We start from the raw sequence: 24,680 nt of genomic DNA, 5'->3' as shown, positions 1-24,680 counted from the left end.
CGAATTTGAACGTGTTTTCCCACTTCGGCAAGGATGACCCGGAATGGAGTTGTGAAGGCGAGGCATTTTCCTAGCGTGGGATTGGGTGCGGCGACGATTTCCTGACCCGAAAGGCAACGGGACTCGGAGAATGACGAATCCCCCTCCAAGATCGAAACCGATTAATCGATTAGGGAAAAATGGTCGCTTCTTTCGTTGAGAAAGGTGCTATTTTGCAGTCGATTTCGATAAAAACGGAAACTCTCCGATGGGCGGGATAGGATCGGGAAGGCCGAGGCGCGGCGGTCGCCGCAGGGTGGAAAGCTGCTCCGTCCTTGACGTGAATATTCTGCGCCGAGAGGGGCGGCTGCGGCCGGGCCTTTCGACGGTCGTCACCTTGTCGCCGAGCCAGGAAAACGTGGGCGTGCTTGCGGACGAAGAGAGCCTGCGCCTCGCTCGCCGCGTGACTTTCGGCCAAGACATCGTGGTTTCTTATCAAGCGGTCGGACTCGTTCGGAGCCCGTGCAATCTCGGCGGCGAGCGGACATACTTCATCTGTTCAGGCGTTGGCAGTGGTCACGTTTGCGGGAGGCGCGTCGTCAAACTCTACGCGGCGCGCCAATATTTCTTGTGTCGCAAATGCCTTGGTCTCGCCTATGCCAGTCAGAACGAGGATGCTTGGGGTCGGGCGCAACTGCGCGCCTCAAAGACGAGGCGACGCATCACCCGCGATCCCGACATCAACGCGTCGCTGCCCTTCGCGAAGCCGAAATATATGCACTGGCGGACTTTCAGCCGCCTTCATGCCGAAGCGGACAGGGCGCAAGCGTGTATGCACGACGCTTTCGTCCAAAAAGCCCTGAAATGCTTTTGAGGTGTTGGAGACTGAGCCCTACCGCTTGCGGTTTGTGGGCTACTTTGTGGGCTGCAATCTGAAAATGATTCTAATTATTTGAATTAACGCACTATTCCTAGAATGAATGGTGCCCAGGGGCGGAATCGAACCACCGACACTGCGATTTTCAGTCGCATGCTCTACCAACTGAGCTACCTGGGCGCTTCGACGGCGGGCCGTCGAGGTTCGGGCCTTATAGAAAGCGATTTGCGGGTTGTCCAGCCCTCAAGTGGCCAAGCGGGGCGCCCTTTTCAAAATTATGTCATGGCGCCAAGCCGAAGCCCTACTCAGCGCGACGAGGTGAGCCGGCGGGCGTTGGCGCGGACTTTCCGGCGCGCGGGGCGCGTCGCGGCGGCGGCGACGTCGATCATGTGGCCGGCGACGGCGACCGGGTGATTCTGGCCCGTCAGCACTCTCAGCGCGACCTTGGCGCTTTCCAGGGCCCCGGCTTCCGCTCCTTCGGAGGCGGCGCGCAGCTTTTCCGCGACCATCACTTGAGTTTCCCGATGGGCGCGCTTGTCGCCGAAACCGGAGGCCGCGGCCGCGATGATCGGCATGCGGGCGGAAACGGTCGCGACCGTGGCGATATAGACTTCAATCAGCTCGAACCAGGTGCGGATCAGGCGGGTTTGCAAAACGAACAGATCACTCATCCCAAAAACCTTCAGTGTTGCCGAAAAGTCTTGGACGGTCCCACCCCTGCGCGCCATTGGCAGGCGCGTCGCAATTTGTTATAGCGCGGCTTAGTTGAGCGGGCGCGTTTGGCGGCTTGGATACTGCGAACCCGCCGCCCAGGCAACCCATCCTGGACGAGCCAAGCTGTTGCCGATTGAACAATCATGCTTGCGTCCGTCCATGTTGGCAACGCGACTTCCGACCTAACCCGTTATCCGCCGCCGTTTTGGCGCGAGCGCTCAACCGGGGCGCGAGCAATGCAAGGACCCAGATGTCGAAAGAAGAATTATTGGAATTTCCCGGCGTCGTCAGCGAGCTGCTGCCGAACGCGACTTTTCGGGTGACCCTCGAAAACGATCATGAAATCATCGCTCATACGGCGGGCAAGATGCGCAAGAACCGCATCCGCGTGCTCACCGGAGACCGCGTGCTGGTTGAAATGACGCCCTATGATCTGACCAAGGGCCGGATCACTTATCGCTTCAAATAGGCCAGCCTGTTCGGAAAGCCCGTGACCTCAGAGCCGAAAATCCGTTCCGCGCGCCTGGCGCTCGCCTCCGGCTCGCCGCGCCGGCTGGCTCTGCTGCAACAGATCGGGCTTGAGCCCGACGCGCTGCTGCCCGCCGATCTCGACGAATCGCCCGGGCGAAATGAATCGCCGCGCAAGCTCGCCGCGCGCCTCGCGTTGGAAAAAGCCCGCGTCGGCGCAAAGACGGCTGCGGGCCGCGCGGAACTGCGGGGCGCCTATGTTGTCGCCGCCGACACGGTGGTCTGCGTCGGCCGGCGCATCCTGCCGAAATGTGAAACCAGCGAGGACGCGGATCTCTTCCTGCGTCTGCTGTCCGGCCGGGCGCACCGCGTCTACACCGGCGTGACGGTGATCGACCCCTCGGGGCGCGAGCGGTCGCGGCTGGTCGAGGCCCGGCTGAGGTTCAAGCGGCTGTCGGGCAAGGAGATCGCCGCCTATGTCGCCTCACGGGAATGGCATGGCAAAGCGGGCGGCTACGCTATCCAGGGCGTCGCGGGCGGCTTCGTGATCAAGCTGGTCGGCTCCTATACCGCCGTGGTCGGGCTGCCGCTCCACGAGACGATGGCGTTGCTCGACGGGCTGGGCTTTCCGGTCTCCGAGGCCTGGACGCGGCCCGGGGTCGTCGCCTGATGGCCAAGGAGGCGGCCAAGCAGCCAGCCAAGCAGGCTCCGTCCTGCTCCATGTGCGGCAAGCCGGTCGATCCGGCTTACAAGCCCTTCTGCTCCAAGCGCTGCGCCAATCTCGACCTGCACCGCTGGCTGAAGGGCTCCTATGTCATCGCAGGGCAGACCGAAGCCGAGACGGAGGAAGAGCCCCTGGCCGAGCGCGACGCCTCTCAAGACGATTTCTGAGCCCGGAACGAGCCGGAAGCGGAGCCGGAAGGCTTATTTTTCGCCGCTTTCCTTTGACGCGACGGGCTTCTGCGCTTATTAGGCCTCATCGAAATTCAACTGCGGCGGCGCCCGCGCCCCTTAAAACCCGGAAAGCTGCAAAATGCGCGTTTATTACGATAGCGATGCCGACATCAATCTGATCAAGGGCAAGAAGGTCGCCGTGGTCGGCTACGGTTCGCAGGGCCACGCCCATGTGCTGAACCTGCGCGATTCCGGCGTGAAGGACGTCGCGGTCGCCCTGCGCGTGGGCTCAGCCACCGCCGCCAAGGCGGAAGGCGAGGGCGTCAAGGTGCTGAGCGTCGCCGATGCCGCCAAATGGGCCGACGTGCTGATGATGCTGACTCCGGACGAACTCCAGTCCGACATCTACAGCGCCGACATTGTGAATAACATCCGTCCCGGCGCGGCGCTGCTGTTCGCCCATGGCCTCAACGTGCATTTCGGCCTGATCGAGCCCCGCAAGGACATTGACGTGCTGATGGTCGCGCCCAAGGGTCCCGGTCATACCGTGCGCGGCGAATATCTCAAGGGCGGCGGCGTGCCCTGCCTGATCGCCATCCATCAGGACGCCTCGGGCAACGCCCATGACATCGGCCTGTCCTACGCCTCCGCGATCGGCGGCGGCCGCTCGGGCATCATCGAGACCACTTTCAAGGAAGAATGCGAGACCGACCTGTTCGGCGAGCAGGCCGTGCTCTGCGGCGGTCTGGTCGAGCTGATCCGCGCTGGTTTCGAAACCCTGGTCGAGGCGGGCTATGCGCCGGAAATGGCCTATTTCGAATGCCTGCACGAAGTGAAGTTGATCGTCGACCTCATCTATGAGGGCGGCATCGCCAACATGAATTATTCGATCTCCAACACGGCCGAATGGGGCGAATATGTCACCGGCCCGCGCGTCATCACCGCCGAGACCAAGGCCGAGATGAAGCGGGTGCTGAACGACATCCAGACCGGCAAGTTCACGTCCGAATGGATGCAGGAATATCGCGCCGGCGCCGCCCGCTTCAAGGGCATCCGTCGCGTCAATGACTCGCATCAGATCGAGGAAGTCGGCGCCCGCCTGCGCGGCATGATGCCCTGGATCGGCAAGAACAAGCTGGTCGACAAGGCCAAGAACTGAGCCTTCTCAGGTCGCCTGAGCGATTTCTGGAGCGCGCCCGCGAGGGCGCGCTTTTTCAATTTGGCCAAAAAAAAGCTTTATGCGCGAGAGCTGGAAAAAACTTCCATTTTCGTACAGATTGAGCAATGGACGAAGCAGCCACGCGAGCGTAGCAAGTCTTTATTTTTCAACCTACTCGCCCCTATGAGCCGCTGCTTTGGCTCAAGCTTGGCGCTCAACTTGGCAGTGACGGATTTTTCGTATATTTTATAATAAAAAATAATTATTCGCCTTTATTGTTCGTGACTGCTAGCGGAATCAAGTCGAAGACTTTCTGGCAAAAAAGTAATTGAGGAAAAATATTTATTTGAGAGAGAATCAAAGGATATTTGTGCACGAGCTGCGCTTATTCGCCCATAATTAAATAATAAATTCATCAGTATCATAATATTTCACGGAATAATAATGGATCTTAAAAATTTAACCCATGAGCAGCGGCTCGCCATTGTCCGTGATATTTACGCGAAGCGCGCACGCGGAGATAATGAGCCTGGGCTTTTTTTCTTCCACGACAATGCGACTTACAGGCTGCTCGGCTCGCGCGCGCTGATCCCCGCCGCGGGCGTGCGCGTCGGCAAGGACGAAATTCGGCAGGCCTGGCGCGCCTTTGACATCGACTTCGAGATCGTGAATTTCGTCGTCGAGGATTTCGTGGTCGACATGCCGCGCACGTCCTACATGTCCTGGCAGATGACCCTGCGCCATCGGGGCACGGGCGCGGTGGTCGAACTTGAGGGCGTCGATCGTCTGAAATGGCGCGACTTCAAGATCATTGACTGGACACGCTATTTCGACACGGCGCTGGTCGCCGCCCTCAGGCAGGGCGAGGAAGACGATCCGAATGCGTGATCAGCCGCCGTTTCCCGTGACGTTATGCGGCGCGGGCGGCGGGGCGGCCGCATCGCCGGCCTGAGCAGGCGTATCCGGCAAGCCCTTCTCGATCTTGTCCAAAATCTTCGGCAGATCTTCCTTTTCAGGGTTGAGATCGCGCGCGTGGTTCCATTGGAACCTGGCGTCGAGCCTGCGCCCGACCCGCCAATAGGCGTCGCCGAGATGGTCGTTGATGACCGGATCGCCCGGCTTCAGTTCAATGGCGCGCTCCAGCAGGCGCAGGGATTCGTCGTAATGGCCGAGCTTGTAATGGGCCCAGCCGAGCGAGTCGACGATATAGCCATCCTCGGGCTGCAATTCGACGGCGCGACGCAGCATCTTGAAGGCTTCGTCGAGATGCAGGCCCTGATCGACCCAGGAATAGCCGAGATAGTTCAGGACCAGAGGCTGTTCCGGGTAAAGCTCCAGAGCCTTTTGCAGATCCGGCTCGGCCTTGTCCCAAAGCTTGGCGCGCTCGTAATCGACGCCCCTGAAATAATAGATCGCCCAGCGGCTCTTTTCCGTCGGGCTGGTCAGCGCGAGGACCCGCGTATAGGCGTCAGCCGATTCGACGAATTGCTTGTGCGAGCGCAACACGTCGGCGAGCGCGGAGAGCGCGTCGACGTTCTGCGGATTCTCGGCGACGATTTCGCGCAGGCGCTTGATCGATTCGTCGGACTTGCCCATGGCGTCGAGCAGGAGGGCGATGCGGACGTCGGTCGTGACGCGCAGCGGGCTTGTGTCCGGCACCTCGTCATAGATTTCGACGGCCGATTCATATTGCTTTATCTTGGAATAGGCCTCGCCCAGCGTGTCGAGGGCGAGCGCATTGTCCGGGGCGAGGGCAAGTGCCAGCCGCAGGAAGACGATGGCGGCGATTTCGTCGCCCTGCCGGCCGGCGGCGGCGCCGAGGCCATAGGCGCCGAGGCCGTAAAGAACCTCCGCCGCGCCGGCATTGACGTTCTTCACCATCGGCTCGAGCTTCTTGCCCGCGGCGAGATCCGAGAGCGCGGCCAGCACGACGGGATTACGCGGCTGGAGCTTGGCGAAGGCGAGATAGACCTCCTTGGCCTCGTCAGTCTTGCCTTGCCGGGAAAGGTTGCGCGCATAGGCGTCCACCAGCCGCAAGGTGGTCTGGTCGCCCGCATAGGCGGCCTTGAGCCGGGCGCCAGCCTCCTGCGTCCTGCCGGCGACATCGAGCATCAGTCCGGCGTGGAAGTCGCGGAACACGGCAAAGCTCGGGTCGCTCATCGTGTCGACGAGCGCCAGCGCCTTCTTGATTTCGCCGGAGCCGACATAGCTCCAGGCGGTCAGAAGGATGGTCGTGAGGTCGCGCTGGGCGACGGCGACGCCAGAGTTCAGCTGGTTGCGGACCGCCGCGAAGGACTTCGCCTTGAAATCGCGCACGGCGAGCGTCAGCCGAGCCGAGGAATTGTGCGAATCGCGCGCTACCAGCTTCTGCGCCAGGGCAAAAGCGTCCGGCATGTCGCCATTGGCGAGCGCGGCGACGAAGGCACGCTGGATCAGCTCGTTGTTATGCGGGTCGGCGCGCAGGGACTCGCGCAGGAAGGTCGAGGCCGCGAGCGTGTCGTGCTCCGCCTCGGCGACGCGCGCGGAAAGATAGTTTCCGGCTGGGCTTTCGCCGACCTCGAAGGGCGCCGATATCTCGACCGCCTGTCGCGCCTGGCTGGGGAAAGGAAGAAGGCCGAATGCGAAGGCGAGGCCGAGCGCGACCTTTTTGTTCACGGAAGCGGATTTGAATTGCACGAAACCGGACTTTCCCAAACGCGCGGCGAGTCGCGCGCTCTTCGATGTTGGACCCGAGGAAGATGGCGTTTTTACGCCCTCAGGGCAAGGGTGGCTCAGCCGATTTCAATATCCAGGCCAAGATCGAGCACCGGCGCGGAATGGGTGAGGGCGCCGGAGGAAATCAGGTCGACGCCGGTTTCCGCGACTTCGCGCAATCCGGCCAGATGAATGCCGCCGGAGGCTTCCGCCTTCATCCGGCCGCCGATCATGGCCACGGCCTCGCGCAATTGCGCCGGGTCCATGTTGTCCAGCAGGACGGCGTCGGCGCCTTCCGCCAGAACCTCGCGCAGCTGGTCGAGCGTGTCGACTTCAATCTCGATCTTGACGAGATGGCCGACGAAGGCTTTTGCCGCGCGCAGGGCGGGGGCCACGCCTCCTGCGACCGCGATGTGATTGTCCTTGATGAGGACGGCGTCGTCGAGGCCGAAGCGGTGATTGACCCCGCCGCCGCAGCGCACCGCATATTTCTCGAAGGCGCGCAGGCCGGGCGTGGTTTTGCGCGTGCAGCAGATTTTCGCCTTGGTGGGCGCGACAGCCTCGGCATATTGCGAGGTCAGGGTCGCGATCCCGCACAGCCGGCCAAGAAAGTTCAGGGCGACGCGCTCGGCGGAAAGAATGCCCCGGGCGGAGCCTTCGATCCGCGCCAGCACGGCGCCGGGCGCGAAATGATCGCCGTCCCGCGCCAGAGCCTCGAAACGCAGCGAGGGATCGACCAGCTCGAAAGCCTTGCGAGCGAGGCCCAGTCCCGCCAGCACGCCGGGTTTTCTGCGCGCGGCGATCACCGCTTTGGCCTGGGCGGAGGCTGGAATGGTGGCTTGAGAGGTGATGTCGCCGGCGCGGCCGAAATCTTCCGCGAGCGCGGCGCGCACGGCCTCTTCGACCAGATGGGGATTGAGTTCGGGCAGGTTCATGCGGCCTCGGAAGCGGCGACGCTGCGCGCGAGGCTCAAGGCCTCGTCCAGCGTGATGACGGAACGATGCGCCTGGGCGGGATCGGCCGACGGAAAATCGGTGCGGAAATGGCCGCCACGGCTCTCGCGCCGCAGGTAGGCGCTGGCGGCGATGAGAAGGGCGGCCTCGGCGCGGTTGCGCAGATCGGCGGCGCCTTCGGCCAGCGCCTTGCCGCGCAGGGCGTAAAGCGCGCGCAGGGCCTCGCGCAGGCCGGAGGCGTCGCGCAGCACGCCGACATGGCGGGACATGATGCGGCGGACTTCCGTCGCGTTCTCCGCGTCAGCCCGCGCCGGCTTCTCGGCCGCTGTGGAGGGCTGGGGGGCGGGCAGGCCGGGCAGGGTCTCCGCGATGTCGCGCGCGACGCGGTCAGCGAAGACGACTGCTTCCAGCAAGGAGTTGGAGGCGAGGCGATTGGCGCCGTGCAGACCGGTCGAGGCGACCTCGCCCGCCGCCCATAGGCCGGGCAGAGAGGTCCGGCCCTTCGCGTCGGTCCAGATTCCGCCCATGTGATAATGTTCCGCCGGGGCGATCGGGATCGGCTGGCGGGCCGGATCGACGCCGGCCGAGCGGCAGGTCGCCGCGACATTGGGGAATTTTTCAGCGAAGGCCGCGCCCACGGCTTTCGTCGCGTCGAGAAAGGCGCCGCGCCCGGCGGCGATTTCGGCGAAGACGCCGCGCGCCACGATGTCGCGCGGGGCAAGCTCGGCGTCCTTGTGCAACGCCGGCATGAAGCGATGGCCAGCGCGATTGACCAGAATGGCGCCTTCGCCCCGAAGCGCCTCTGTCGCGAGCGGCGCGGGGTCGCGGCCGATGTCGATGGCGGTGGGGTGGAACTGCACGAATTCGGCGTCGGCGATGCGCGCGCCGGCCCGCGCCGCGAAGGCCAGAGCCGCGCCATTGGCCTGGGGCGGATTGGTGGTCAGCGCGTAAAGCGCGCCGATGCCGCCGCAGGCGAGAACGGTCGCCCGGGCCGGGAAGGCGCGCAGGGCGCCGGAGCCGTCGCGGGCGAAAACCCCGGCGACGCGGCCGGACTGAAGAATCAGATCCTCGGCGACGACATTTTCATGGAGCGTGATGGAAGGCGTGCGCCGCACGGCCGCGATCAGGGCCTGCATGATGGCGGCGCCGGCGCCGTCCCCCTTGACGCGCACGATGCGCCGCGCGGAATGGGCGGCCTCCTGCGAGGGGGTGAGATTGCCGGCGGAATCGTGATCGAAGGGCGCGCCGATGCGCAACAGGTCATCGACCCGCGCCCGCGCCTCGCGGGCGACGGACAGCGCGGTTTCATCATCGACGATGCCTGCGCCAGCGGCTTTGGTGTCGGCGGCGTGCAGTTCGGGGCTGTCGCCCTCGGCCACGGCGGCGGCGATGCCGCCCTGCGCCCAGACTGACGACGAGCCCTCGCCGATGGGCGCGGCGGCGAGAACGGCGACCGGGAGCGGCGCCAGCTTCAGGGCGCAGAACAGTCCGGCCAAACCGCCGCCGACGATAAAGATATCGGGTTCTGACATTTCAGGCCTCATTCTCTCCAGCGCCAAAGAGCGCCGCGCGGGAGAGCGCGCGGAGAGGGAAGGACCCGCTCACTTCAGCTCGATCATCCGTTCGACCGAACGGCGGGCGCGCAGGGCGAGAAGCGGGTCGATGGTCACTTCCTCGCGCATATAGACAAGGCTGTCGAGAATTTTCGGCAGCGTGATCCGCTTCATGTGCGGGCAGAGATTGCAGGGGCGCACGAAATCCACGCCGGGATTTTCCGCCGCGACATTATCGGCCATCGAACATTCCGTCACGAGCAGAACCCGCTTCGGCTTGCGCGTCTTGACGTAATCGATCATGGCCGCGGTCGAGCCGGAGAAGTCGCAGACATCCACGACTTCCGGCGGGCATTCGGGATGCGCGATCAGCTCGATCGAGGGATCGTCCGCGCGATAGCGCAGCAGTTCCTCGGCGGTGAAGCGCTCGTGCACTTCGCAGGCGCCGTGCCAGGCGATGATCTTCACCTTGGTCTGGCGCGCCACATTGGCCGCGAGGAAGCGGTCTGGAACCATGATGACCGTGTCGGTTCCCAGGCTCTCGACCACCTTCACGGCGTTGGACGAAGTGCAGCAGATATCAACTTCCGCCTTCACGTCGGCGGAGGTGTTGACATAAGCGACGACCGGAACGCCGGGATATTTGCGGCGCAGCGCGCGCACGTCCGCTCCTGTGATGGAGGCGGCCAGCGAACAGCCGGCGCGTGAATCCGGGATCAGCACGGTCTTGTCCGGGCTGAGCAGCTTCGAGGTCTCAGCCATGAAATGCACGCCGCCCTGCACGATGATATCGGCGTCGGACTGGCCGGCGAGGCGCGCGAGCTGGAGCGAGTCGCCGACGACGTCAGCGACGCAATTATAGATCTCCGGCGTCTGGTAGTTATGGGCCAGGATGACGGCGTTGCGCTGCTTCTTCAGCTCATTGATCGCCTTCACATAAGGCGCATGGAAAGGCCATTCGATCGGCGGGATGATCGACTTGACCTTTTCATAGAGATGCGCGGTCTCGCGGGCCACTTCAGGCGTCCAGGCGAGATTGGGCATCGGAAGGACGCCATGGCGCAGGGCGGCCGGGCCTGGCTGGGCCGAAGGCTGCTCGGACATCGGGTCCGCCGAACGACGCGAAGACGAAAGAACCTGCATGACGCTCACTCCCTGTTATGCTCAGCTTGAGCATAACTAGAACCGATAAAAAGGCCGTCGAAACGGCTCTTCAGGATGCTCTCCTGTTCACACTTCCTACATATACTCATTGTGAGTATAAAGGCAAGTCCGCTCCGAGGCGTTTTTTTTTGCCCCGCGATCACGCGTAAACGCCACCAGCCGACCAATCCGTCAATCTTTTCCATATAGGCTTCGCTCGCTCGTTTTGGGATGGCGGCATGACCGAGTCGGCTGTTTTTGATGTTTCCGCCGCGCGGAATGCGCCAGCGCGGTCGAATTCCTTGTTGGGCCGCCTGATCCTGCCGCCGCTCGCCGCCGCGCCGCCGCTCGACTGGCCGCAGGCGATTTTGGCCGGCCTCGGGATTTTCGCTCTGCTTCTTCCGTCAATGGCGAGCCTGCTGGCCGATCCCGACATGCTCTGGCATGTCCGCACCGGGCAGGACATTCTCGCCTCGGGCCGTTTCCCGACCGTCGATACCTATTCCTGGACCATGGCCGGGCAGCCCTGGATCGCCAAGGAATGGCTATCGCAGGTTCTTTATGCGCTGGCCTTCAAATTCGCAGGCTGGACCGGCGCGGCGCTGCTCGCCCTTTTCGCGGCCAGCGCGGCCTATGCGATCATCTTCGCCCATGTCGAGCGCCGCGCCGGCGGGCTTTTCGCGCTGGCGGTCGTCGTCGTCATCGCGCTGGCGGGCAATTTCCACCTGCTGGCGCGGCCGCATGTGCTGGCCTGGCCCGTCGTGGCTTTGTTCGCCGCGCAATTGCTGGAGGCCGCCGAGCAGGGCCGCACCCCGCGCTGGGCCGCAGCGCTTCTCATCACGCTCTGGGCTAATCTGCATGGCTCCTTCCTGTTCGGCTTCATCCTGATGCCCTTTTTTGCCTGGGAAGCCCTCGCCCGGACGGAAGGTTCGCGCATGCGGCTCGCCCTGCGCTGGCTGGCTTTCGCTTTGGCCTGCGGGCTGGCGGCGCTGATCCATCCCTATGGCTGGGGCGTGATCGTCGCCGCGCGCGGCGTTCTGGAACTTGGGCCGGCGATGAGCCTGATCGTCGAGTGGCGCCCGCAAAATTTCGCGGGTTTCGGCCATTTCGAATTCATCTTGCTGCTTGGGATCGGCGCGGCTCTGCTGAGCGGGTTGCGCCTGCCCGCGCCGCGCGTCGCTTTGCTGGCGGCGCTGCTGCATTCCATGCTCGCCCATGTGCGGCAGGAGACGCTTGGCCTGATGATCATCGCTTTGCTGCTCGGCGCGCCGGTTGCGGCACTGGGCGGCGTCACGCGCCTGCCGCGCGAAAAACGACCGCTGGCCGCTTTCGGAATCGCTGTTCTGCTGGCGGTCGCGGCCGGAATGGCGATCCGGCAGGGGCCGCTGACTCTGCCCGCAGAGTCGGCGCCGCAGGCCGCGCTCGACGCCGCTATCGCCGCCGGCGCCACGGGCGGGGTGCTGAACGAGGATCGGTTCGGCGGCTTTCTGATCAGCCAGCATGTGCCGACCTATGTCGATGGCCGCGCCGAACTGTTCGGCATGATGCATTACGACCTGTCGCTGGCGCTCGCCGGACGCAAGCCTGAAACGCTGACGGCCCTGCTGGCCGATCCGAAGATCGGCTGGACCCTGCTGCCGAGCGTCATGCCAGCCAATCAGATTCTTGCCGGCTCGCCGGACTGGCGGCAGGTTTTTCGCGATGACATCGCGACCGTTTTTGTGCGGCGCTAGGACCGGTTCTCGGTCAACGAGAACCGGTTAGGAGCGAATGCGAAAGGGCGTCGAAAGACGCCCGTCTTTCGACGGGCTTCTGGCCGAGCCTATGCGAGGGGACGTTGATTGCGATTTATCGCAATCGACGAAACAGAAAATCAGGTAATGACGCTGGGCTTGTCGCGGCCAGTATGGCCTTGGATGTCCGCGATCTTTTCGGCGCAGGCGATGAGATCGGCGAGAGCGGCCTGCGTTTCCAGATCGTGCCGCGCCGGGTCGGGCTCATAGCGTTCGATATAGACGCGCAGCGTCGCGCCCGAGGTGCCGGTGCCGGAGAGGCGATAGACGATGCGTGAGCCGTCGGCGAAGAGAATGCGGATTCCCTGCTGTTTGGAGACCGAGCCGTCGATGGGATCGCTATAGGCGAAATCATCCGCAGCCTCGATCTTGAGCGCGCCGAAGCTCGTTCCGGCCAGCGCCGGCAGTTTTGCGCGCAGATCGGCGATGAGCGCATTGGCGGCTTCGCTCGCCACTTCCTCGTAATCGTGGCGGGAATAATAATTGCGGCCATATTCCGCCCAATGCGCGCGCACGATCTCCTTCACGCTCTGCTTGCGCGCGGCGAGAATATTGAGCCACATCAGCACGGCCCACAGGCCGTCCTTCTCGCGGACGTGGTTGGAGCCTGAACCCGCGCTTTCCTCGCCGCAGATCGTGACCTTGCCGGCGTCGAGCAGGTTGCCGAAGAATTTCCATCCGGTCGGCGTCTCGTACATGCCAATCTTCAGCTTTGCCGCGACGCGATCGGCGGCGCCGCTGGTCGGCATGGAGCGCGCGACCCCGGCGACGCCGGTCTTGTAGCCGGGCGTGAGATGGGCGTTGGCGGCGATGATGGCAAGCGAATCCGACGGCGTGACGAACTGGCCGCGCCCGATGATCAGATTGCGGTCGCCATCGCCGTCCGAGGCGGCGCAGAGGTCGGGCGAGTCCCCCGACATGGCGAGATCATAGAGATGTTTGGCGTGGACCAGATTGGGGTCCGGATGGTGGCCGCCGAAATCGGGCAAAGGCTCGGCATTGACGACGCTGCCGGGCGCGGCGCCCAATGCATCCTCGAAGATCGCCTTGGCGTAGGGGCCGGTCACGGCGCTCATGGCGTCGAATTTCAGCGTGAAGCCGTCGCGGAACATTTGCGCGATGGCCGGGAAGTCGAACAGGCTTTCCATCAGCGCCTTGTAGACTGCGACCGGATCGACGATCCGCACAATTGCCCCGCCGACTCGCGTCTCGCCGAGCGTGTCGAGATCGACATCGGGCGCCTCGATCGTCTGGTAGCTTTCGATGGTCCGGCTATGGGCGAAGATCGCCTCGGTGATGTTTTCCGGAGCGGGGCCGCCGTTGGAAATATTATATTTAATGCCGAAATCCTCGTCCGGCCCGCCGGGATTGTGGCTCGCCGAGAGCACAATGCCGCCGAAAGCCTGTTCCGCGCGAATGAGCGCCGAAGCGGCGGGCGTCGAGAGGATGCCGCCGCGCCCGATCAGGATTTCGCCAAAACCATTGGCAGCGGCCATGCGGATCACGATCTGGATCGCTTCGCGATTGAAGAAGCGCCCATCGCCGCCGACCACCAGCGTCTTGCCCCCAAAACCTTCGAGCGAGCTGAAAATCGACTGGACGAAATTGGCCAGATAATGCGGCTGCTGGAAAGTTTTCGTCTTCTTGCGCAGCCCGGAGGTGCCGGGGCGCTGGTCGGGAAAGGGTTTCGTGGCGATGGTCAGGACGTTCTGGAGCGAAAGAGTCATGCGGCGGGGTTCCGTATGGGATTCGATCTCGATGGGCCGGGGCGAGCCGACGGGGATTTCATGCCAGCTCAGGCGCTGTCGCGCCAGCGCGGCTTTTGGCGAAAGGACGGCTTGGTTGACGGCTAGGCGGGTTCGGGCCGGCTCTCTTTGGCTTGCTGCGGCGCTTGGGACTCCTGCTGCGCTTGAGCGTCCCGCCGAGACTGGGCCTCCTGTCGCGACTGGACGCGCCAGACCGCAACGCAGATCAGGGCCACGGGGATTCCGATGCAGGAGGTGGCGATGAAAAAGGCCGGATAGCCGAAGGCGGCGACGGCGAAGCCGGAAAACCCGCCCAAAATCTTGCCGGGCAAGGCGTAGAGCGAGGAGAGCAGCGCATATTGCGCCGCCGCGTAAAGCGGCGAGGTCAGCGAGGACATGAAGGCGATCAGCGCCGTTCCGGCGAAGCCGCCGGCGAAATTCTCGACGCAGATCGCCAAAGTCAGCATCTTCAGGCTGGCGCCCGTCGCCGCGAGCGCCGCGAGGCTGAGATGCGAGGCGCTGGCGGCGATACCGCCGATCAGGAGAGACGGCATCAGGCCAAAGCGGGCGACGGCGATTCCGCCCGCGGCGATTCCGCCGAGCCCGACCCAGAAGCCGAACAATTTGGTAACCGTGGCGATGTCGGCCTTGGAAAAGCCGAGGTCGATATAGAGCGGATTGGCCATCACGCCGGAAACGAAATCCGGCAGGCGGTAGATGGCGAGCAGGCAGAGGAACAGCAGCGCGAAGCGGCCGTTGCGACGGAAGAAATCCTTCAGCGGATCGGCATAGGCAGCAAAGACATTGTCGTGGCCGTCGCGCCGCGCCACGAGATGGGCGGCGGGTTCAGGCGCCAGCAGGCTGGCGGCGAGGCCCACGGCCATCATCCCGGCCATGGCGAGATAGGCGGCGCGCCAGCTTGCGAATTGCGCGAGATAAAGCGCGCCGGCGCCGGCGCAAAGAATGGCGAATTTATAGCCGACCTGGCTCGCCGCCGACATTTCGCCCTGCTGTTCGGGCGGGGCGACGGCGATGCGCCAGCCGTCGATCACGACATCCTGGGTCGCGGCGAAAAAGCCGAGGCAGAAGGCGAAACCAATGGTGTAGAGTAGGTTGTTGGCCGGGTCGCCGAAGGCGAGGGCGCAGAGGCAGAGCGCAATCGCGCCTTGTGTGAGGACCATCCAGCCGCGCCGCCGCCCAAGCCAGCGGCCGACGATTGGAGCGTCATAGCGGTCGAGCAGGGGCGCCCAGAGGAATTTGAAGGAATAGGCCAGCGCCACCCAGCTCATCAGGCCGATATGTTCCTTGGCGACGCCGACCTCGCGAAGCCAGGCCGATTGGGTCGAGAAGACGAGCAGGAAGGGCAGGCCGGAGGAAAAGCCCAGCGCCAGCATGAGCGCCAGTCTGCGGTCGGCGAAGACGCGGAATATGGATCTGGAGGGCGATTCGGCCTGCATGGCGCGAATATGCCACGGACATGCGACAAAAGCGAAAAAGGCCCCAAGCGTTTTTCCATCGTCTTTATGGGTTTTCTCAATCAATGCTGCTATTTTAGTGGAATTCGGCTTAGGCCGGTCCTGACAGGCCGAAGCCTGTCAGGACCGGCTAGGAGCGAACGCGACCGAAAGCCCGTTGAGAATCGGGCGTCTTTTGATGTCTTTTGGGCTTATGCGAGGGATTCCCTTATCGCGACGGGTCGCGATAAGGGACAGCGGATATTACATCGCGGGAACGGGGCACATGCTGACCAACAAGGGGAAATACGGGTTGAAGGCGATGGTCCATCTCGCCGGGCTGGAGCAGGGCGCGCTGGCGCAGGTTCAGGACATGGCCGATTCCAATAATATCCCGAAGAAATTCCTCGACCAGATCCTCTCGGAATTGCGCAACGCCGGCCTGGTCTTTTCAAAAAAGGGCAAGGGCGGCGGCTATGCCTTGGCGCGGCCTGCGAGCCAGATCGCCGTGGGCAATATCGTGCGCGTGCTCGATGGGCCGCTGGCCCCGATCCAATGCGCCAGCGTCACCGCCTACCGGGCCTGCGACGATTGCTCCGACGAGCGCGCCTGCGCGGTGCGGCTGATGATGGTCAAGGCGCGCAACGCCATTGCCGAGGTTCTCGACAACCACAGCCTCGCCGACATGCGGGCGCTGAGCGCTCCGCTCGAGGCGGCGCTGACTTTTCAGATCTGATCGGCGGCCTTTGGATTGCCTCCCGGCGTCCAAAGCTGGGGCAACAGGCGCCGTGCGATCTTGCCGTTCTTGGTGCGCGGCAGACTTTTCAGCGCCAGATATTGCTTTGGGTTCTTGTAAGCGGCCAAATGTTCCGCGCAATGGCGGGCGAGGGCTTGCTCATCGAGCGCCGCGCCCGGCGCCGTCACGATGAAGGCGCAGATGACGGACACATCCTCGCGCACCCGGCGTTCCGCGACCGCGACATCGGCGACGCCCGGCGCATGGCTCAACACGGCTTCGACTTCCGCCGGCGAGACGCGATAGCCCTGCGCGTTCATCAGGTCGTCGGCGCGCCCGTGCAGCCAGACATAGCCGTCGGGGTCCATCTCGGCGACGTCGCCGCCGACGAACCAGTCGCCGCGAAACACCTCCGCCTCGGCCTCCGGGCGGTTCCAATAGCGGAGCATCAGGCCGGGGTCGGAGCGATGGACTGCGATCAGCCCGCTTTCGCCCGGCGCGAGCGGCGTTTCGCCGCCCTCCAGCGGCAGGATGACGACCTTGCGGCCCGGCTGCGGCTTGCCCGGCGAGCCGGCGGGGGGCGGGACGGTCGGGCCGCTGGAAATATAGGTCGAAATTTCGCTCATCCCGAGCGCCTCATAGAGGGGCTTGCCGCAACGCTCGCGGAATTGCGCCTGCAAGGCTGGGGCGAGCGCTTCGCCGGCGGTGAGACCGTGGCGCAGGCTGGCGAGATTCTCCGCAGTGCAGGACGGCTGCCGCAGCATCTGGCGATAAACGCCGGGAACAGCGGCAAACAGCGTCGCGGAAAAACGCCGGATGAGCGCCGGCCACACGCCCGGATCGGCCGGGCCGTTGTAAATCACCGCCGTCGCGCCTCGTGAAAAAGGATCCATCAACCCGACGCCGAGCGTATAGGTCCAGTTGATCGCGCCCGCATGCAGCATGATGTCGGCCCCGGTCAGGCCGAGCCAATGGTCCAGCATCGGCGCGCGGCCGAGAATCACGCGCTGGGCGTGCAGCACGCCCTTGGGCCGGCTGGCGGTGCCGGACGTGTAGATAAGATAGGCCGGGTCGTCCGGCGCGGTCGCGGCGTAGGCGCGCGGCGGAAAAGCGGCGAGCCGGGCGAGTTCGGCGTCGTCGATGATCGTCGCGCCATGGGCCGTCAGGCCGCCAGAGCAGATGACCGCGGCGGCGCCCGAATCCGCCGCGAGAAAATCGGCCTCTTCCTCCGTGAGTTGCGACGAGGAGGGCAGGGCGACCAGTCCGGCGCCGATGCAGGCGAAAAAGCTCAGCACATAGAAGAGGTCGTTGCCGCGCCGGATCATCACCCGCGCGCCGGTCGGCAGGCCGAGCGCGGACAGGCCCGCGGCGAGGCGGCGCACGGCGAGATCGAGTTCGCCATAGCTCAGGAGCAGGTCATGGGCGCCGTCGGTCAGGACCAGCGCGGTCTTGTCCGGATGGCGGGCGGCGTTTTCGGCGAGGCAGAAGGCGGCGAGATTGAAGGGAGAGGTGTTGAGGGGGGAGGTCATGGGCCGAAAAGACCAGACCTTCATGGTGCTGTCACCTGATTTTCATAGGCAGGCGAGATCAATCGCGGCCGAAAGGAAAGCCGATGTCTCAATCGATGCAAGTCGAAAGTCTGAACGCCCGCAAAACCTATGAGCGCATCGCCTCGATCTACGACCTGCTCGACGCCCCCTATGAGATCGGCTGGAAACGCGCCTTGCGCCGCCGCATGTTCGAGGGCCTGACGGGCGCTATTCTCGACGCCGGCTGCGGCACTGGCTGCAATTTCGTGGCCTATCCGCATGGCGTGAAGGCCTCGGGCTGCGACGCCAGCGCCGCCATGCTGGAGCGCGCGCGGATGCGGGCCGACAAGCTCGGCATGATGGTCGAATTGCGCTGCTCCGACCTGACACGGCTCGACTGGGCCGACAACACATTTGACGGCATTGTCGCCACATTCGTCTTCGCCTGTATCGAGGATCATGAGCAGGCGGCGGCGCTGTCCGAATTGCGTCGCGTCTGCAAGCCGGAAGGCGAAATCCGCATCGTCGATTACCGCCTCTCGCCGCGCCCGCTGGTGCGCGCCCGCCAGAAGCTGATGTCGGCCTGGCTCAATGGAACCTTCGCCGCGACCTATACGCCGACCACCGAGAACTATTTCGCGGAGGCGGGCCTTGAGGTGATCGAGGAGAAATATATCCGCAGCGACGTGCTGAAAATGATCCGGCTGCGCCCGCGCAAAGCGAACTGACCGCGTTAACGCATCTTCTGAAACGCCGAAGCGCCGCTCGCAAGAGCGGCGCTTCTTTTTGTCGTCTCGCGCAAAAGAAAGGGGCGGCCCTCCGGCCGCCCCTTGGTTTGTTGAAATTCGGCTTGCGCTCAGAAGATGGTGCGGAAGAACCAATAGAGGCCGCCCGAGAGCAGCATGGCGCAGGGCAGGGTCAGCACCCAGGCCATGGCCAGATTGCGCAGCGTGCTCATTTGCAGGCCCGAGCCATTGGCCGCCATGGTTCCGGCGACGCCGGAGGACAGCACATGGGTGGTGGAGACCGGCAGGCCGAAGGCGTCGGCGGCGCCGATCGTGGTCATGGCGACCAGCTCCGCCGAGGCTCCCTGGGCGTAGGTGAGGTGGGTCTTGCCGATCTTCTCGCCGACGGTGACCACGATGCGCTTCCAGCCCACCATGGTGCCGAGACCGAGCGCGATGGCGACGACGATCTTCACCCAGGTCGGAATGAACCGGGTCGCCTGGTCCATCGAGCCCTTGTAGGTCTTGAGCGTGGCGGTGTCGGAGGCCGAAAGCTCGGCTTCCTTGTCCTTCATCAGGAAGCGGATCGCCTCGGACGTCAGGTACATGTCGTTACGGGTGTTGCCGACCTGGTCGAGCGGCACCTTGTCGATGGAGCCATAGGATTTCACCTGATTGGCGATGTCCCGGATCAGCACCGACAGCGCGGGGAACGTGCCGCCGGTGATCTCGTGCCGCGAGATATAGGAGGTCACGATGGGGCGCGGATCGCCGATGATATTGTAGCCGGAGGCATGGGCGTCCACGACCTTCGAGGCGGCGGTCGACGACTGCACGAATTGCTCGATATGGCTCACCGGCAGCGAGCGGTTGAGGGCGTAGGCCGTGGGGACCGTGCCGATCAGGATCAGCATGATCAGGCCCATGCCCTTCTGGCCGTCGTTGGAGCCATGGGCGAAGGAGACGCCGGTGCAGGTGAAGATCAGCAGGGAGCGGATCCACAGCGGCGGCTTGGCTTCGCCGGTCGGCGCGGAATAAAGCTCCGGCTTGCGGATGAGGAGCTTCATCAGCAGCAGCAGGCCGGCGGCGCAGAAGAAGCCGACCAGCGGCGACAGCAGCAAGGCGTAGCCGATTTCAGTGGCCTTGGCCCAATCGACGCCAGACGTTCCGTCGCGGCCGCGCATAAGAGCGTTGGCGACGCCGACGCCGATGATCGAGCCGATCAGGGTATGCGACGACGAGGCCGGCAGGCCCAGCCACCAGGTGCCGAGGTTCCAGATGATCGCCGCGATGAGCAAGGCGAAGACCATGGAGAAGCCCGCGTCCGAGCCGACCTGCAGGATCAGCTCGACCGGCAGCAGCGAGACGATGCCGAAGGCCACCGCGCCGCTGGAGGTCAGAACGCCCAGGAAGTTGAAGAAGCCCGACCAGGCCACCGCGAAATTCGCCGGCAGCGAATGGGTATAGATGACGGTCGCGACCGCATTGGCGGTGTCATGGAAGCCGTTGACGAATTCAAAGCCGAGCGCGATCAGCAGGGCGACGCCGAGCATGAGGAAGGGCCAGAACTTGGCTGCGTGAATTTCCTGCCCCATGTCGGCATAGATCGACCAGGCGGCGTAGAGCACGGCGGCGACGCCAATGGCGATCAGGGCCCAGACGGTTTTCGGTTCGGCGGGATGGTCGAGATTGGGGCGGACGACGGCCGGTCGGGCCTCGTCTTGCGTCGCTGCGGTCATGATCACTTTCTTCCGGCGGGGGAACTGATCGCGAATAAGCCGACTAAAGTTACAAGCGGATGACAAAAGGCGCCGGGCGGTCCTCGCGCGGCGCGAGAACCGATCAAATTTTCGAAAAATGCCGAATGTCGACTTCGTCAGCCGACGGCGCGGCGCAGCGGAAGGCCGTCCGGCTCCGCATGGCAGCGGATGACGCTGTTGGGCCGGTTCGGCACGTCGGGCGTCTCGGGGTCGAAATAGGCGACGAGGTTGCGGCCCGCGCGCTTGGCGACATAGAGCGCGGCGTCGGCGCGCCTCAGCAGGTCGTCTATGTCGTCGCCGGGAGCGCCGATGGCCACGCCGAAACTGCAGGTCACCGTCACGGTGGCCGTCTCAATGGCGATTTCGCGCGCTTCGATCTCGCCGCGCAGGGCCTCGGCGGCGCGCCAGGCGTCGTCGGGATCGCCCTGCGGAAGCAGCAGGGCGAATTCCTCGCCGCCGAGCCGTCCCGCCAGTTCGCCGTTTCCGATCAGGCGTTGGGCGACGGCGCGAAGGGCCGTGTCGCCCGCGGCGTGGCCGAAGCGGTCGTTGATCGACTTGAAATGATCGATGTCCACCATGATGGCGGCGAGCGGCGCCGTGGTTTCCCGGCACATTTTGACGGCCCGCTCGAAGAAGGCGGGGCGGTTCAGCATCCCGGTCAACCCGTCGTGCGTCGCCATTTCCACCATTTTCAGCTGCATCTGGTTGAAACGCTCGGCGGAGCGAAGGCGGGCGTGGAGTTCGTCAGGGGAGAGCGGCAGATGCAGCACGTCGTCCGCGCCGCAATCCAGCGCCTCGACCATAGTGTCGGACGACAAGGGCGCTGACAGCAGGCAGATGTAGATCGGACGCTGGAAGCTCGCCAGCAGGCGCCCCTCCCGGCAGATATCCATGCCCGCCGTGGCGCTTTCCACGCCGGCCACAATGAAGGCGTTGGCGGCCTGATCTTCCTTCAGATAAGCGAGGGCGCTCGCGGTTTCCGCGAAGCCGGCGACGACATGGCCCGCCCTCTCCAGAATCGCGGCGATCGACTCTCTCAGGGGCTGCTGGGTCGCCACGAGCACTACGCGCATTGAGCCGTTCCTCCATGGTCGTCGGGCAGAAACCAAGACGAGGCGGCGCCAAGAGCCAAGCCTCCAGCCCCAGACTAGGCCGAAAAGATGAGCGACGCGTTAAGGCCGAGGCGCCCCTGGACGGGGGCGCTGGCTGGCTTGCGGCCGCAGCGGCCGGCCAGCCTCGCGCAAGCCTTGAGGCGCAAAAAAGCGATCGAACGCAGTTGGGAGACGGAAAGATGAGTCTATACGACGCCATGAACGCCAGCGTGACGGGCATGAACGCTCAGTCCAACTATCTGACCAATGTCGGCCAGAACATGGCGAATTCCAGCACGGTGGGCTACAAGCAGGCCGATACGGAATTTTCCACTCTGGTCAATGAGGCGGGCGTCGGGCAGACTTCGGCCGGCGGCGTGACGACCAGCACCCGCCTCGATATTGCCAAGCAGGGAACGCTTACCGGGACCAGCTCGTCCACGGATCTCGCGATCTCCGGCGATGGCTTTTTCGTCGTCTCCGACGCCTGGGGCCAGCAATATCTGACCCGCTCGGGCTCGTTCGTCGCCGACAAGAACGGCAATCTGGTCAATGCCGGCTTCACCGCCCCTTTGCTGACGCGGGAGCTGATGGCCGCTGGCTTCTCCTCGGTGGCGCATCTTCGCCGTCCGGCGTCGTTCGATCTGTGGGCCGTCGCAAGCAAATCGCCGCTCGCGGAGCCGGTCTTGCGCCAATTGGCCGAGTCGCACCTGCCCAATTGAGCGCGCTCACGCCGAGTCCCGCTCCATTCGCCGACAGGAAATGTAAAATCGTGTATTTTCTGTCGTTTTTTCCCACGTGGTAAAAGCCGCATCCTTTTCACATATTGTGGGACCTTTCCGAACCCGGTATCAATTCGCTCGAACGGAAACGCGAATATATTAGTGACGAAAGGCGCCCACATGGCGAACACGACAGCAGAGCTTGAGGCGTTGCTCATCCAGCGCTCCCTGACCGATCCGCAGCTTCTGGCGGCGGCGGAGACCTCGGCTGACTTCCGGATCCTGCCGGAAGCGACGGTCATCAAGATTGGCGGACAGAGCGTCATCGACCGGGGCCGCGCCGGTCTCTACCCGCTGCTGGACGAGATCGTCGCCGCCCGCAAGAACCACCAGATGCTGATCGGCACCGGCGCCGGCACCCGCGCCCGCCATCTCTATTCGATCGCGGCCGGTCTTAACCTGCCGGCGGGCGTGCTTTCCCAGCTTGGCTCATCGGTCGCCGACCAGAACGCCGCGATTCTGGGGCAGCTTCTGGCGAAATACGGCATCTCGCTGGTCAGCGGCGCCGGCATGTCGGCCTTGCCGCTCTACCTCACCGAGGTGAACGCGGTCGTCTTCAGCGGCATGCCGCCCTATGGCCTGTGGACCCGCCCGGCCGCCGAGGGCGTCATTCCACCCTACCGCACCGACGCTGGCTGCTATCTGGTCGCCGAGCAGTTCGGCTGCAAGGCGATGATCTTCGTGAAGGACGAGGACGGCCTCTTCACGGCCAATCCGAAGACCTCGAAGGACGCCAAGTTCATCCCGAAGATCACGGTCGACGAGATGAAGGCGCAGGGGCTGCATGACTCGATCCTCGAGTTTCCGATGCTGGATCTGCTGCAATCGTCGCGCCACGTCCGCGAGGTGCAGGTCGTGAACGGCCTCGTCCCGGGCAACCTCACCCGCGCGCTCGCCGGCGAACATGTCGGCACGATCATCACCGCGAGCTAAAGAGACAGCCATGACCGAGAACACCATCAAGCACGTCGCTTCGCCGCTTGCGCGCCAGACCCTTCAGGACAAGGATCTCACCCGCCCCGTCGCCGGCCGGCGCCCGGTGCGGATTCTGCCCTGGCTGCAAGTCGTCAAGATCGGCGGCCGCTCTATCATGGATCGCGGCGCGGAAGCGATCCTGCCCGTTGTGGAAGAGATCCGGAAGCTCCTGCCCGAGCACCGCCTGCTTATCCTGACCGGCGCGGGCGTGCGCGCCCGCCATCTCTATGGCGTCGGCCTCGACCTCGGCCTGCCGGTCGGCTCGCTGGCGCCGCTCGCCGCGAGCGAGGCGGGCCAGAACGGCCACATCCTCGCGTCGCTGCTGGCGCCGGAGGGGGTCTCCTATATCGAGCACCCCACCATCGCCAGCCAGCTCGCGATCCACCTCGCGGCGGCCCGCGCGGTCGTCGGCAGCGCCTTTCCGCCCTATCACCACCACGAGTTCCCGAACTCGCGCATCCCGACTCACCGGGGCGATACGGGCGCGTTCCTGCTCGCCGACGCGCTTGGCGCGGCTGGCCTCACGATCGTGGAGGACGTGGATGGCGTCTATGACGCCGATCCGAATGGTCCGAACGGCAAGCAGGCGAAACTGATCCGCGAGACGACCTCGGCGGAGCTGGCGGGGATCGAAGGCGCGCTGCCATTCGACCGCGCGCTGATCGAGGTCATGGCGACCGCGCGTCACATCGAGCGCGTGCAGATCGTGAACGGCCTCGTCCCGGGCCGCATCACGGCCGCCATGCGCGGCGAGCATGTCGGCACCATCATCCACACCGGCGCGCGCCATAACTGAGGGCGTAAGCCCCCGACGCGCAAATAGGGCCATGAAATTCGCCGGCGGAGCAATCGCTTCGCCGGCGAACGCTTTTTTTTCTGGCGTCGCCCTATCTATACGCGGAACCAGACCGGCAGGCCCTCTGGCGCGAAAGGTTGCGCGGGCAAGGCTTGAAGATTGGCCTGTGCTGGCGCGGCAATGTCGATTTCCGCGTCGATCCACGCCGTTCTATCCCACCTGAGGCCCTGACGCCTTTCGCGAGCCTTGAGCGCGTTCGTCTGTTCTGCCTCCAAAAAGGGACCCGCGCAGACGAATTGCCGCCCGAATTGGCCAGAAAGCTCGAAAACCTCGGAGAAGAGTTCGATTCCGGTCCCGATGCTTTCATCGACACGGCGGCGATGATGATGGAGCTGGATCTCGTGGTGACCTGGGATACGTCCATCGGTCATCTCGCAGGGGCTTTGGGGCGACCGGTCTGGGTTGCGCTGCGCCATATCGCGGAATGGCGCTGGCTCGATGGGCGCTTGGACTCGCCCTGGTATCCGACCATGCGGCTGTTTCGTTGCGAGCGGGGCGATAATTGGGGCGAACTTTTCGCTCAAATGGCGGATGAAATCCGCATTGCTTGAGCGCAGCAATAAAATTTGCGTTTGCAGCAAGTCATTATTCTAAAAAGAGAAATACCTAAAAATTCCCGCCGCGCCATTCGATTTTTCCACCGCTGTCGCAAAAAATTCGAAAAACCTGCTTGACCGCCGGGCTTGGTGGGTCCTATAAGGCGGCCATCGACGGCGTCGCCGCGGAATTGAGCGGCGGGCGCTGACGCGTCTCCATTAGAGCCTTGGGTGGTTCGCTGGCTTAGGAGCCAGGTGGATATG

The 24,680-nt window shown here is 64.1% G+C and carries 23 protein-coding genes and 1 tRNA gene; 13 read left to right on the top strand and 11 right to left on the bottom strand.

Annotation, left to right across the window (positions count from 1 at the left end; genetic code table 11):
* The first annotated feature begins 397 nt into the window (after positions 1-397).
* Positions 398-853 (top strand): hypothetical protein, encoded by a 456-nt coding sequence (locus QZ409_RS12460; protein ID WP_296711594.1) that lies wholly within the window; start codon positions 398-400, stop codon positions 851-853.
* 107 nt (positions 854-960) lie between these two features.
* Here QZ409_RS12460 and QZ409_RS12455 read toward each other — a convergent pair.
* Both QZ409_RS12455 and QZ409_RS12450 read right to left on the bottom strand, forming a co-directional pair.
* Positions 961-1,036: transfer RNA gene (locus QZ409_RS12455), tRNA-Phe, on the bottom strand.
* Positions 1,037-1,161: 125 nt separating this feature from the next.
* Positions 1,162-1,527 (bottom strand): hypothetical protein, encoded by a 366-nt coding sequence (locus tag QZ409_RS12450; RefSeq protein WP_296711591.1) that lies wholly within the window; start codon positions 1,525-1,527, stop codon positions 1,162-1,164.
* A gap of 293 nt (positions 1,528-1,820) precedes the next feature.
* On the opposite strand from QZ409_RS12450, the gene infA reads away from it, so the two are divergent.
* The 5 genes from infA (at position 1,821) to QZ409_RS12425 (ending at position 4,979) form a co-directional block, all read left to right on the top strand.
* The gene (infA, locus tag QZ409_RS12445) at positions 1,821-2,039 is read left to right on the top strand and encodes a translation initiation factor IF-1 (RefSeq protein WP_243068646.1); all 219 of its coding nucleotides are present in this window, start codon (positions 1,821-1,823) and stop codon (positions 2,037-2,039) included.
* 21 nt (positions 2,040-2,060) lie between these two features.
* Complete coding sequence (locus QZ409_RS12440) at positions 2,061-2,708, top strand: Maf family nucleotide pyrophosphatase (protein WP_296711586.1); 648 nt, start codon at positions 2,061-2,063, stop codon at positions 2,706-2,708.
* Positions 2,708-2,929 carry a DNA gyrase inhibitor YacG gene (gene yacG, locus QZ409_RS12435; protein WP_296711583.1) on the top strand — a complete coding sequence of 74 codons (222 nt, stop codon included), beginning with the start codon at positions 2,708-2,710 and terminating at the stop codon, positions 2,927-2,929. The genes QZ409_RS12440 and yacG overlap by 1 nt, the downstream gene beginning before the upstream one ends.
* A 142-nt stretch (positions 2,930-3,071) precedes the next feature.
* Positions 3,072-4,091: a ketol-acid reductoisomerase gene (gene ilvC, locus QZ409_RS12430; protein WP_296711581.1), complete on the top strand. Its 1,020-nt coding sequence runs from the start codon at positions 3,072-3,074 to the stop codon at positions 4,089-4,091.
* A gap of 444 nt (positions 4,092-4,535) precedes the next feature.
* Positions 4,536-4,979, top strand: coding sequence for a nuclear transport factor 2 family protein (locus QZ409_RS12425; RefSeq protein WP_296711580.1), 444 nt, complete (start codon positions 4,536-4,538; stop codon positions 4,977-4,979).
* Here QZ409_RS12425 and QZ409_RS12420 read toward each other — a convergent pair whose 3' ends face one another.
* The 4 genes from QZ409_RS12420 to nadA form a co-directional block, all read right to left on the bottom strand.
* The gene (locus QZ409_RS12420) at positions 4,980-6,767 is read right to left on the bottom strand and encodes a tetratricopeptide repeat protein (RefSeq protein WP_296711577.1); all 1,788 of its coding nucleotides are present in this window, start codon (positions 6,765-6,767) and stop codon (positions 4,980-4,982) included.
* A 95-nt stretch (positions 6,768-6,862) separates the two neighbouring features.
* Entirely contained in the window at positions 6,863-7,720 is an 858-nt protein-coding gene (gene nadC, locus QZ409_RS12415) for a carboxylating nicotinate-nucleotide diphosphorylase (protein WP_296711573.1), read from the bottom strand.
* Positions 7,717-9,270: an L-aspartate oxidase gene (locus QZ409_RS12410; RefSeq protein ID WP_296711571.1), complete on the bottom strand. Its 1,554-nt coding sequence runs from the start codon at positions 9,268-9,270 to the stop codon at positions 7,717-7,719. Before QZ409_RS12410 ends, nadC begins: the two co-directional genes overlap by 4 nt.
* A gap of 69 nt (positions 9,271-9,339) precedes the next feature.
* Complete coding sequence (nadA, locus tag QZ409_RS12405) at positions 9,340-10,395, bottom strand: quinolinate synthase NadA (protein ID WP_296711609.1); 1,056 nt, start codon at positions 10,393-10,395, stop codon at positions 9,340-9,342.
* Positions 10,396-10,673: 278 nt separating this feature from the next.
* Here nadA and QZ409_RS12400 point away from each other — a divergent pair, with 278 nt between their 5' ends.
* The gene (locus QZ409_RS12400) at positions 10,674-12,167 is read left to right on the top strand and encodes a hypothetical protein (RefSeq protein WP_296711568.1); all 1,494 of its coding nucleotides are present in this window, start codon (positions 10,674-10,676) and stop codon (positions 12,165-12,167) included.
* 140 nt (positions 12,168-12,307) lie between these two features.
* Here the strand turns inward: QZ409_RS12400 and QZ409_RS12395 are convergent, their stop codons facing one another.
* Both QZ409_RS12395 and QZ409_RS12390 read right to left on the bottom strand, forming a co-directional pair.
* Positions 12,308-13,954 (bottom strand): alpha-D-glucose phosphate-specific phosphoglucomutase, encoded by a 1,647-nt coding sequence (locus tag QZ409_RS12395; RefSeq protein ID WP_296711566.1) that lies wholly within the window; start codon positions 13,952-13,954, stop codon positions 12,308-12,310.
* A 122-nt stretch (positions 13,955-14,076) separates the two neighbouring features.
* Positions 14,077-15,513 carry an MFS transporter gene (locus QZ409_RS12390; protein ID WP_296711563.1) on the bottom strand — a complete coding sequence of 479 codons (1,437 nt, stop codon included), beginning with the start codon at positions 15,511-15,513 and terminating at the stop codon, positions 14,077-14,079.
* A 199-nt stretch (positions 15,514-15,712) separates the two neighbouring features.
* Here QZ409_RS12390 and QZ409_RS12385 point away from each other — a divergent pair, with 199 nt between their 5' ends.
* Entirely contained in the window at positions 15,713-16,162 is a 450-nt protein-coding gene (locus tag QZ409_RS12385; RefSeq protein ID WP_296711558.1) for an Rrf2 family transcriptional regulator, read from the top strand.
* Here QZ409_RS12385 and QZ409_RS12380 read toward each other — a convergent pair.
* Positions 16,153-17,715 carry an AMP-binding protein gene (locus QZ409_RS12380; RefSeq protein ID WP_296711553.1) on the bottom strand — a complete coding sequence of 521 codons (1,563 nt, stop codon included), beginning with the start codon at positions 17,713-17,715 and terminating at the stop codon, positions 16,153-16,155. The genes QZ409_RS12385 and QZ409_RS12380 overlap by 10 nt on opposite strands.
* A 59-nt stretch (positions 17,716-17,774) precedes the next feature.
* Between QZ409_RS12380 and QZ409_RS12375 the strand changes: the two genes are divergently transcribed.
* Complete coding sequence (locus QZ409_RS12375; RefSeq protein ID WP_296711550.1) at positions 17,775-18,419, top strand: class I SAM-dependent methyltransferase; 645 nt, start codon at positions 17,775-17,777, stop codon at positions 18,417-18,419.
* Between the two features lie 128 nt (positions 18,420-18,547).
* Here the strand turns inward: QZ409_RS12375 and QZ409_RS12370 are convergent, their stop codons facing one another.
* Entirely contained in the window at positions 18,548-20,155 is a 1,608-nt protein-coding gene (locus QZ409_RS12370; protein WP_296711546.1) for an inorganic phosphate transporter, read from the bottom strand.
* A 137-nt stretch (positions 20,156-20,292) separates the two neighbouring features.
* Entirely contained in the window at positions 20,293-21,249 is a 957-nt protein-coding gene (locus tag QZ409_RS12365) for a diguanylate cyclase (protein ID WP_296711541.1), read from the bottom strand.
* Between the two features lie 218 nt (positions 21,250-21,467).
* Between QZ409_RS12365 and QZ409_RS12360 the strand changes: the two genes are divergently transcribed.
* The 4 genes from QZ409_RS12360 to QZ409_RS12345 all read left to right on the top strand — a co-directional run bounded on the left by QZ409_RS12360 (position 21,468) and on the right by QZ409_RS12345 (position 24,431).
* Complete coding sequence (locus tag QZ409_RS12360; RefSeq protein ID WP_296711537.1) at positions 21,468-21,989, top strand: flagellar hook basal-body protein; 522 nt, start codon at positions 21,468-21,470, stop codon at positions 21,987-21,989.
* A gap of 180 nt (positions 21,990-22,169) precedes the next feature.
* On the top strand, positions 22,170-22,982 hold the full coding sequence (locus tag QZ409_RS12355) for a uridine kinase (RefSeq protein ID WP_296711535.1): 813 nt from the start codon (positions 22,170-22,172) through the stop codon (positions 22,980-22,982).
* A gap of 10 nt (positions 22,983-22,992) precedes the next feature.
* Positions 22,993-23,820, top strand: a complete 828-nt coding sequence (locus tag QZ409_RS12350) for a molybdenum storage protein subunit alpha (RefSeq protein WP_296711533.1) — start codon at positions 22,993-22,995, stop codon at positions 23,818-23,820.
* Between the two features lie 152 nt (positions 23,821-23,972).
* A complete protein-coding gene (locus QZ409_RS12345) occupies positions 23,973-24,431 on the top strand; it encodes a hypothetical protein (protein WP_296711531.1) in 459 nt (152 codons plus the stop codon).
* The last annotated feature ends 249 nt before the right edge of the window (positions 24,432-24,680 follow it).

This window comes from Rhodoblastus sp., from assembly GCF_019449565.1.
In the GTDB taxonomy this organism is placed as follows: Bacteria; Pseudomonadota; Alphaproteobacteria; order Rhizobiales; family Beijerinckiaceae; genus Rhodoblastus.
Note: the sequence above shows the minus strand (reverse complement) of the source record. Positions and strands in the feature narration are given on the sequence as shown.

What these genes read in the sequence shown, in the direction of transcription:
- QZ409_RS12450 (WP_296711591.1), bottom strand. Translation starts at nt 1,527, where the DNA reads ATGAGTGATCTGTTCGTTTTGCAAACCCGCCTGATCCGCACCTGGTTC.
- infA (WP_243068646.1), top strand. Translation starts at nt 1,821, where the DNA reads ATGTCGAAAGAAGAATTATTGGAATTTCCCGGCGTCGTCAGCGAGCTG.
- yacG (WP_296711583.1), top strand. Translation starts at nt 2,708, where the DNA reads ATGGCCAAGGAGGCGGCCAAGCAGCCAGCCAAGCAGGCTCCGTCCTGC.
- ilvC (WP_296711581.1), top strand. Translation starts at nt 3,072, where the DNA reads ATGCGCGTTTATTACGATAGCGATGCCGACATCAATCTGATCAAGGGC.
- QZ409_RS12425 (WP_296711580.1), top strand. Translation starts at nt 4,536, where the DNA reads ATGGATCTTAAAAATTTAACCCATGAGCAGCGGCTCGCCATTGTCCGT.
- nadC (WP_296711573.1), bottom strand. Translation starts at nt 7,720, where the DNA reads ATGAACCTGCCCGAACTCAATCCCCATCTGGTCGAAGAGGCCGTGCGC.
- QZ409_RS12410 (WP_296711571.1), bottom strand. Translation starts at nt 9,270, where the DNA reads ATGTCAGAACCCGATATCTTTATCGTCGGCGGCGGTTTGGCCGGACTG.
- nadA (WP_296711609.1), bottom strand. Translation starts at nt 10,395, where the DNA reads ATGTCCGAGCAGCCTTCGGCCCAGCCAGGCCCGGCCGCCCTGCGCCAT.
- QZ409_RS12400 (WP_296711568.1), top strand. Translation starts at nt 10,674, where the DNA reads ATGACCGAGTCGGCTGTTTTTGATGTTTCCGCCGCGCGGAATGCGCCA.
- QZ409_RS12395 (WP_296711566.1), bottom strand. Translation starts at nt 13,954, where the DNA reads ATGACTCTTTCGCTCCAGAACGTCCTGACCATCGCCACGAAACCCTTT.
- QZ409_RS12385 (WP_296711558.1), top strand. Translation starts at nt 15,713, where the DNA reads ATGCTGACCAACAAGGGGAAATACGGGTTGAAGGCGATGGTCCATCTC.
- QZ409_RS12380 (WP_296711553.1), bottom strand. Translation starts at nt 17,715, where the DNA reads ATGAAGGTCTGGTCTTTTCGGCCCATGACCTCCCCCCTCAACACCTCT.
- QZ409_RS12375 (WP_296711550.1), top strand. Translation starts at nt 17,775, where the DNA reads ATGTCTCAATCGATGCAAGTCGAAAGTCTGAACGCCCGCAAAACCTAT.
- QZ409_RS12370 (WP_296711546.1), bottom strand. Translation starts at nt 20,155, where the DNA reads ATGACCGCAGCGACGCAAGACGAGGCCCGACCGGCCGTCGTCCGCCCC.
- QZ409_RS12365 (WP_296711541.1), bottom strand. Translation starts at nt 21,249, where the DNA reads ATGCGCGTAGTGCTCGTGGCGACCCAGCAGCCCCTGAGAGAGTCGATC.
- QZ409_RS12360 (WP_296711537.1), top strand. Translation starts at nt 21,468, where the DNA reads ATGAGTCTATACGACGCCATGAACGCCAGCGTGACGGGCATGAACGCT.
- QZ409_RS12355 (WP_296711535.1), top strand. Translation starts at nt 22,170, where the DNA reads ATGGCGAACACGACAGCAGAGCTTGAGGCGTTGCTCATCCAGCGCTCC.
- QZ409_RS12350 (WP_296711533.1), top strand. Translation starts at nt 22,993, where the DNA reads ATGACCGAGAACACCATCAAGCACGTCGCTTCGCCGCTTGCGCGCCAG.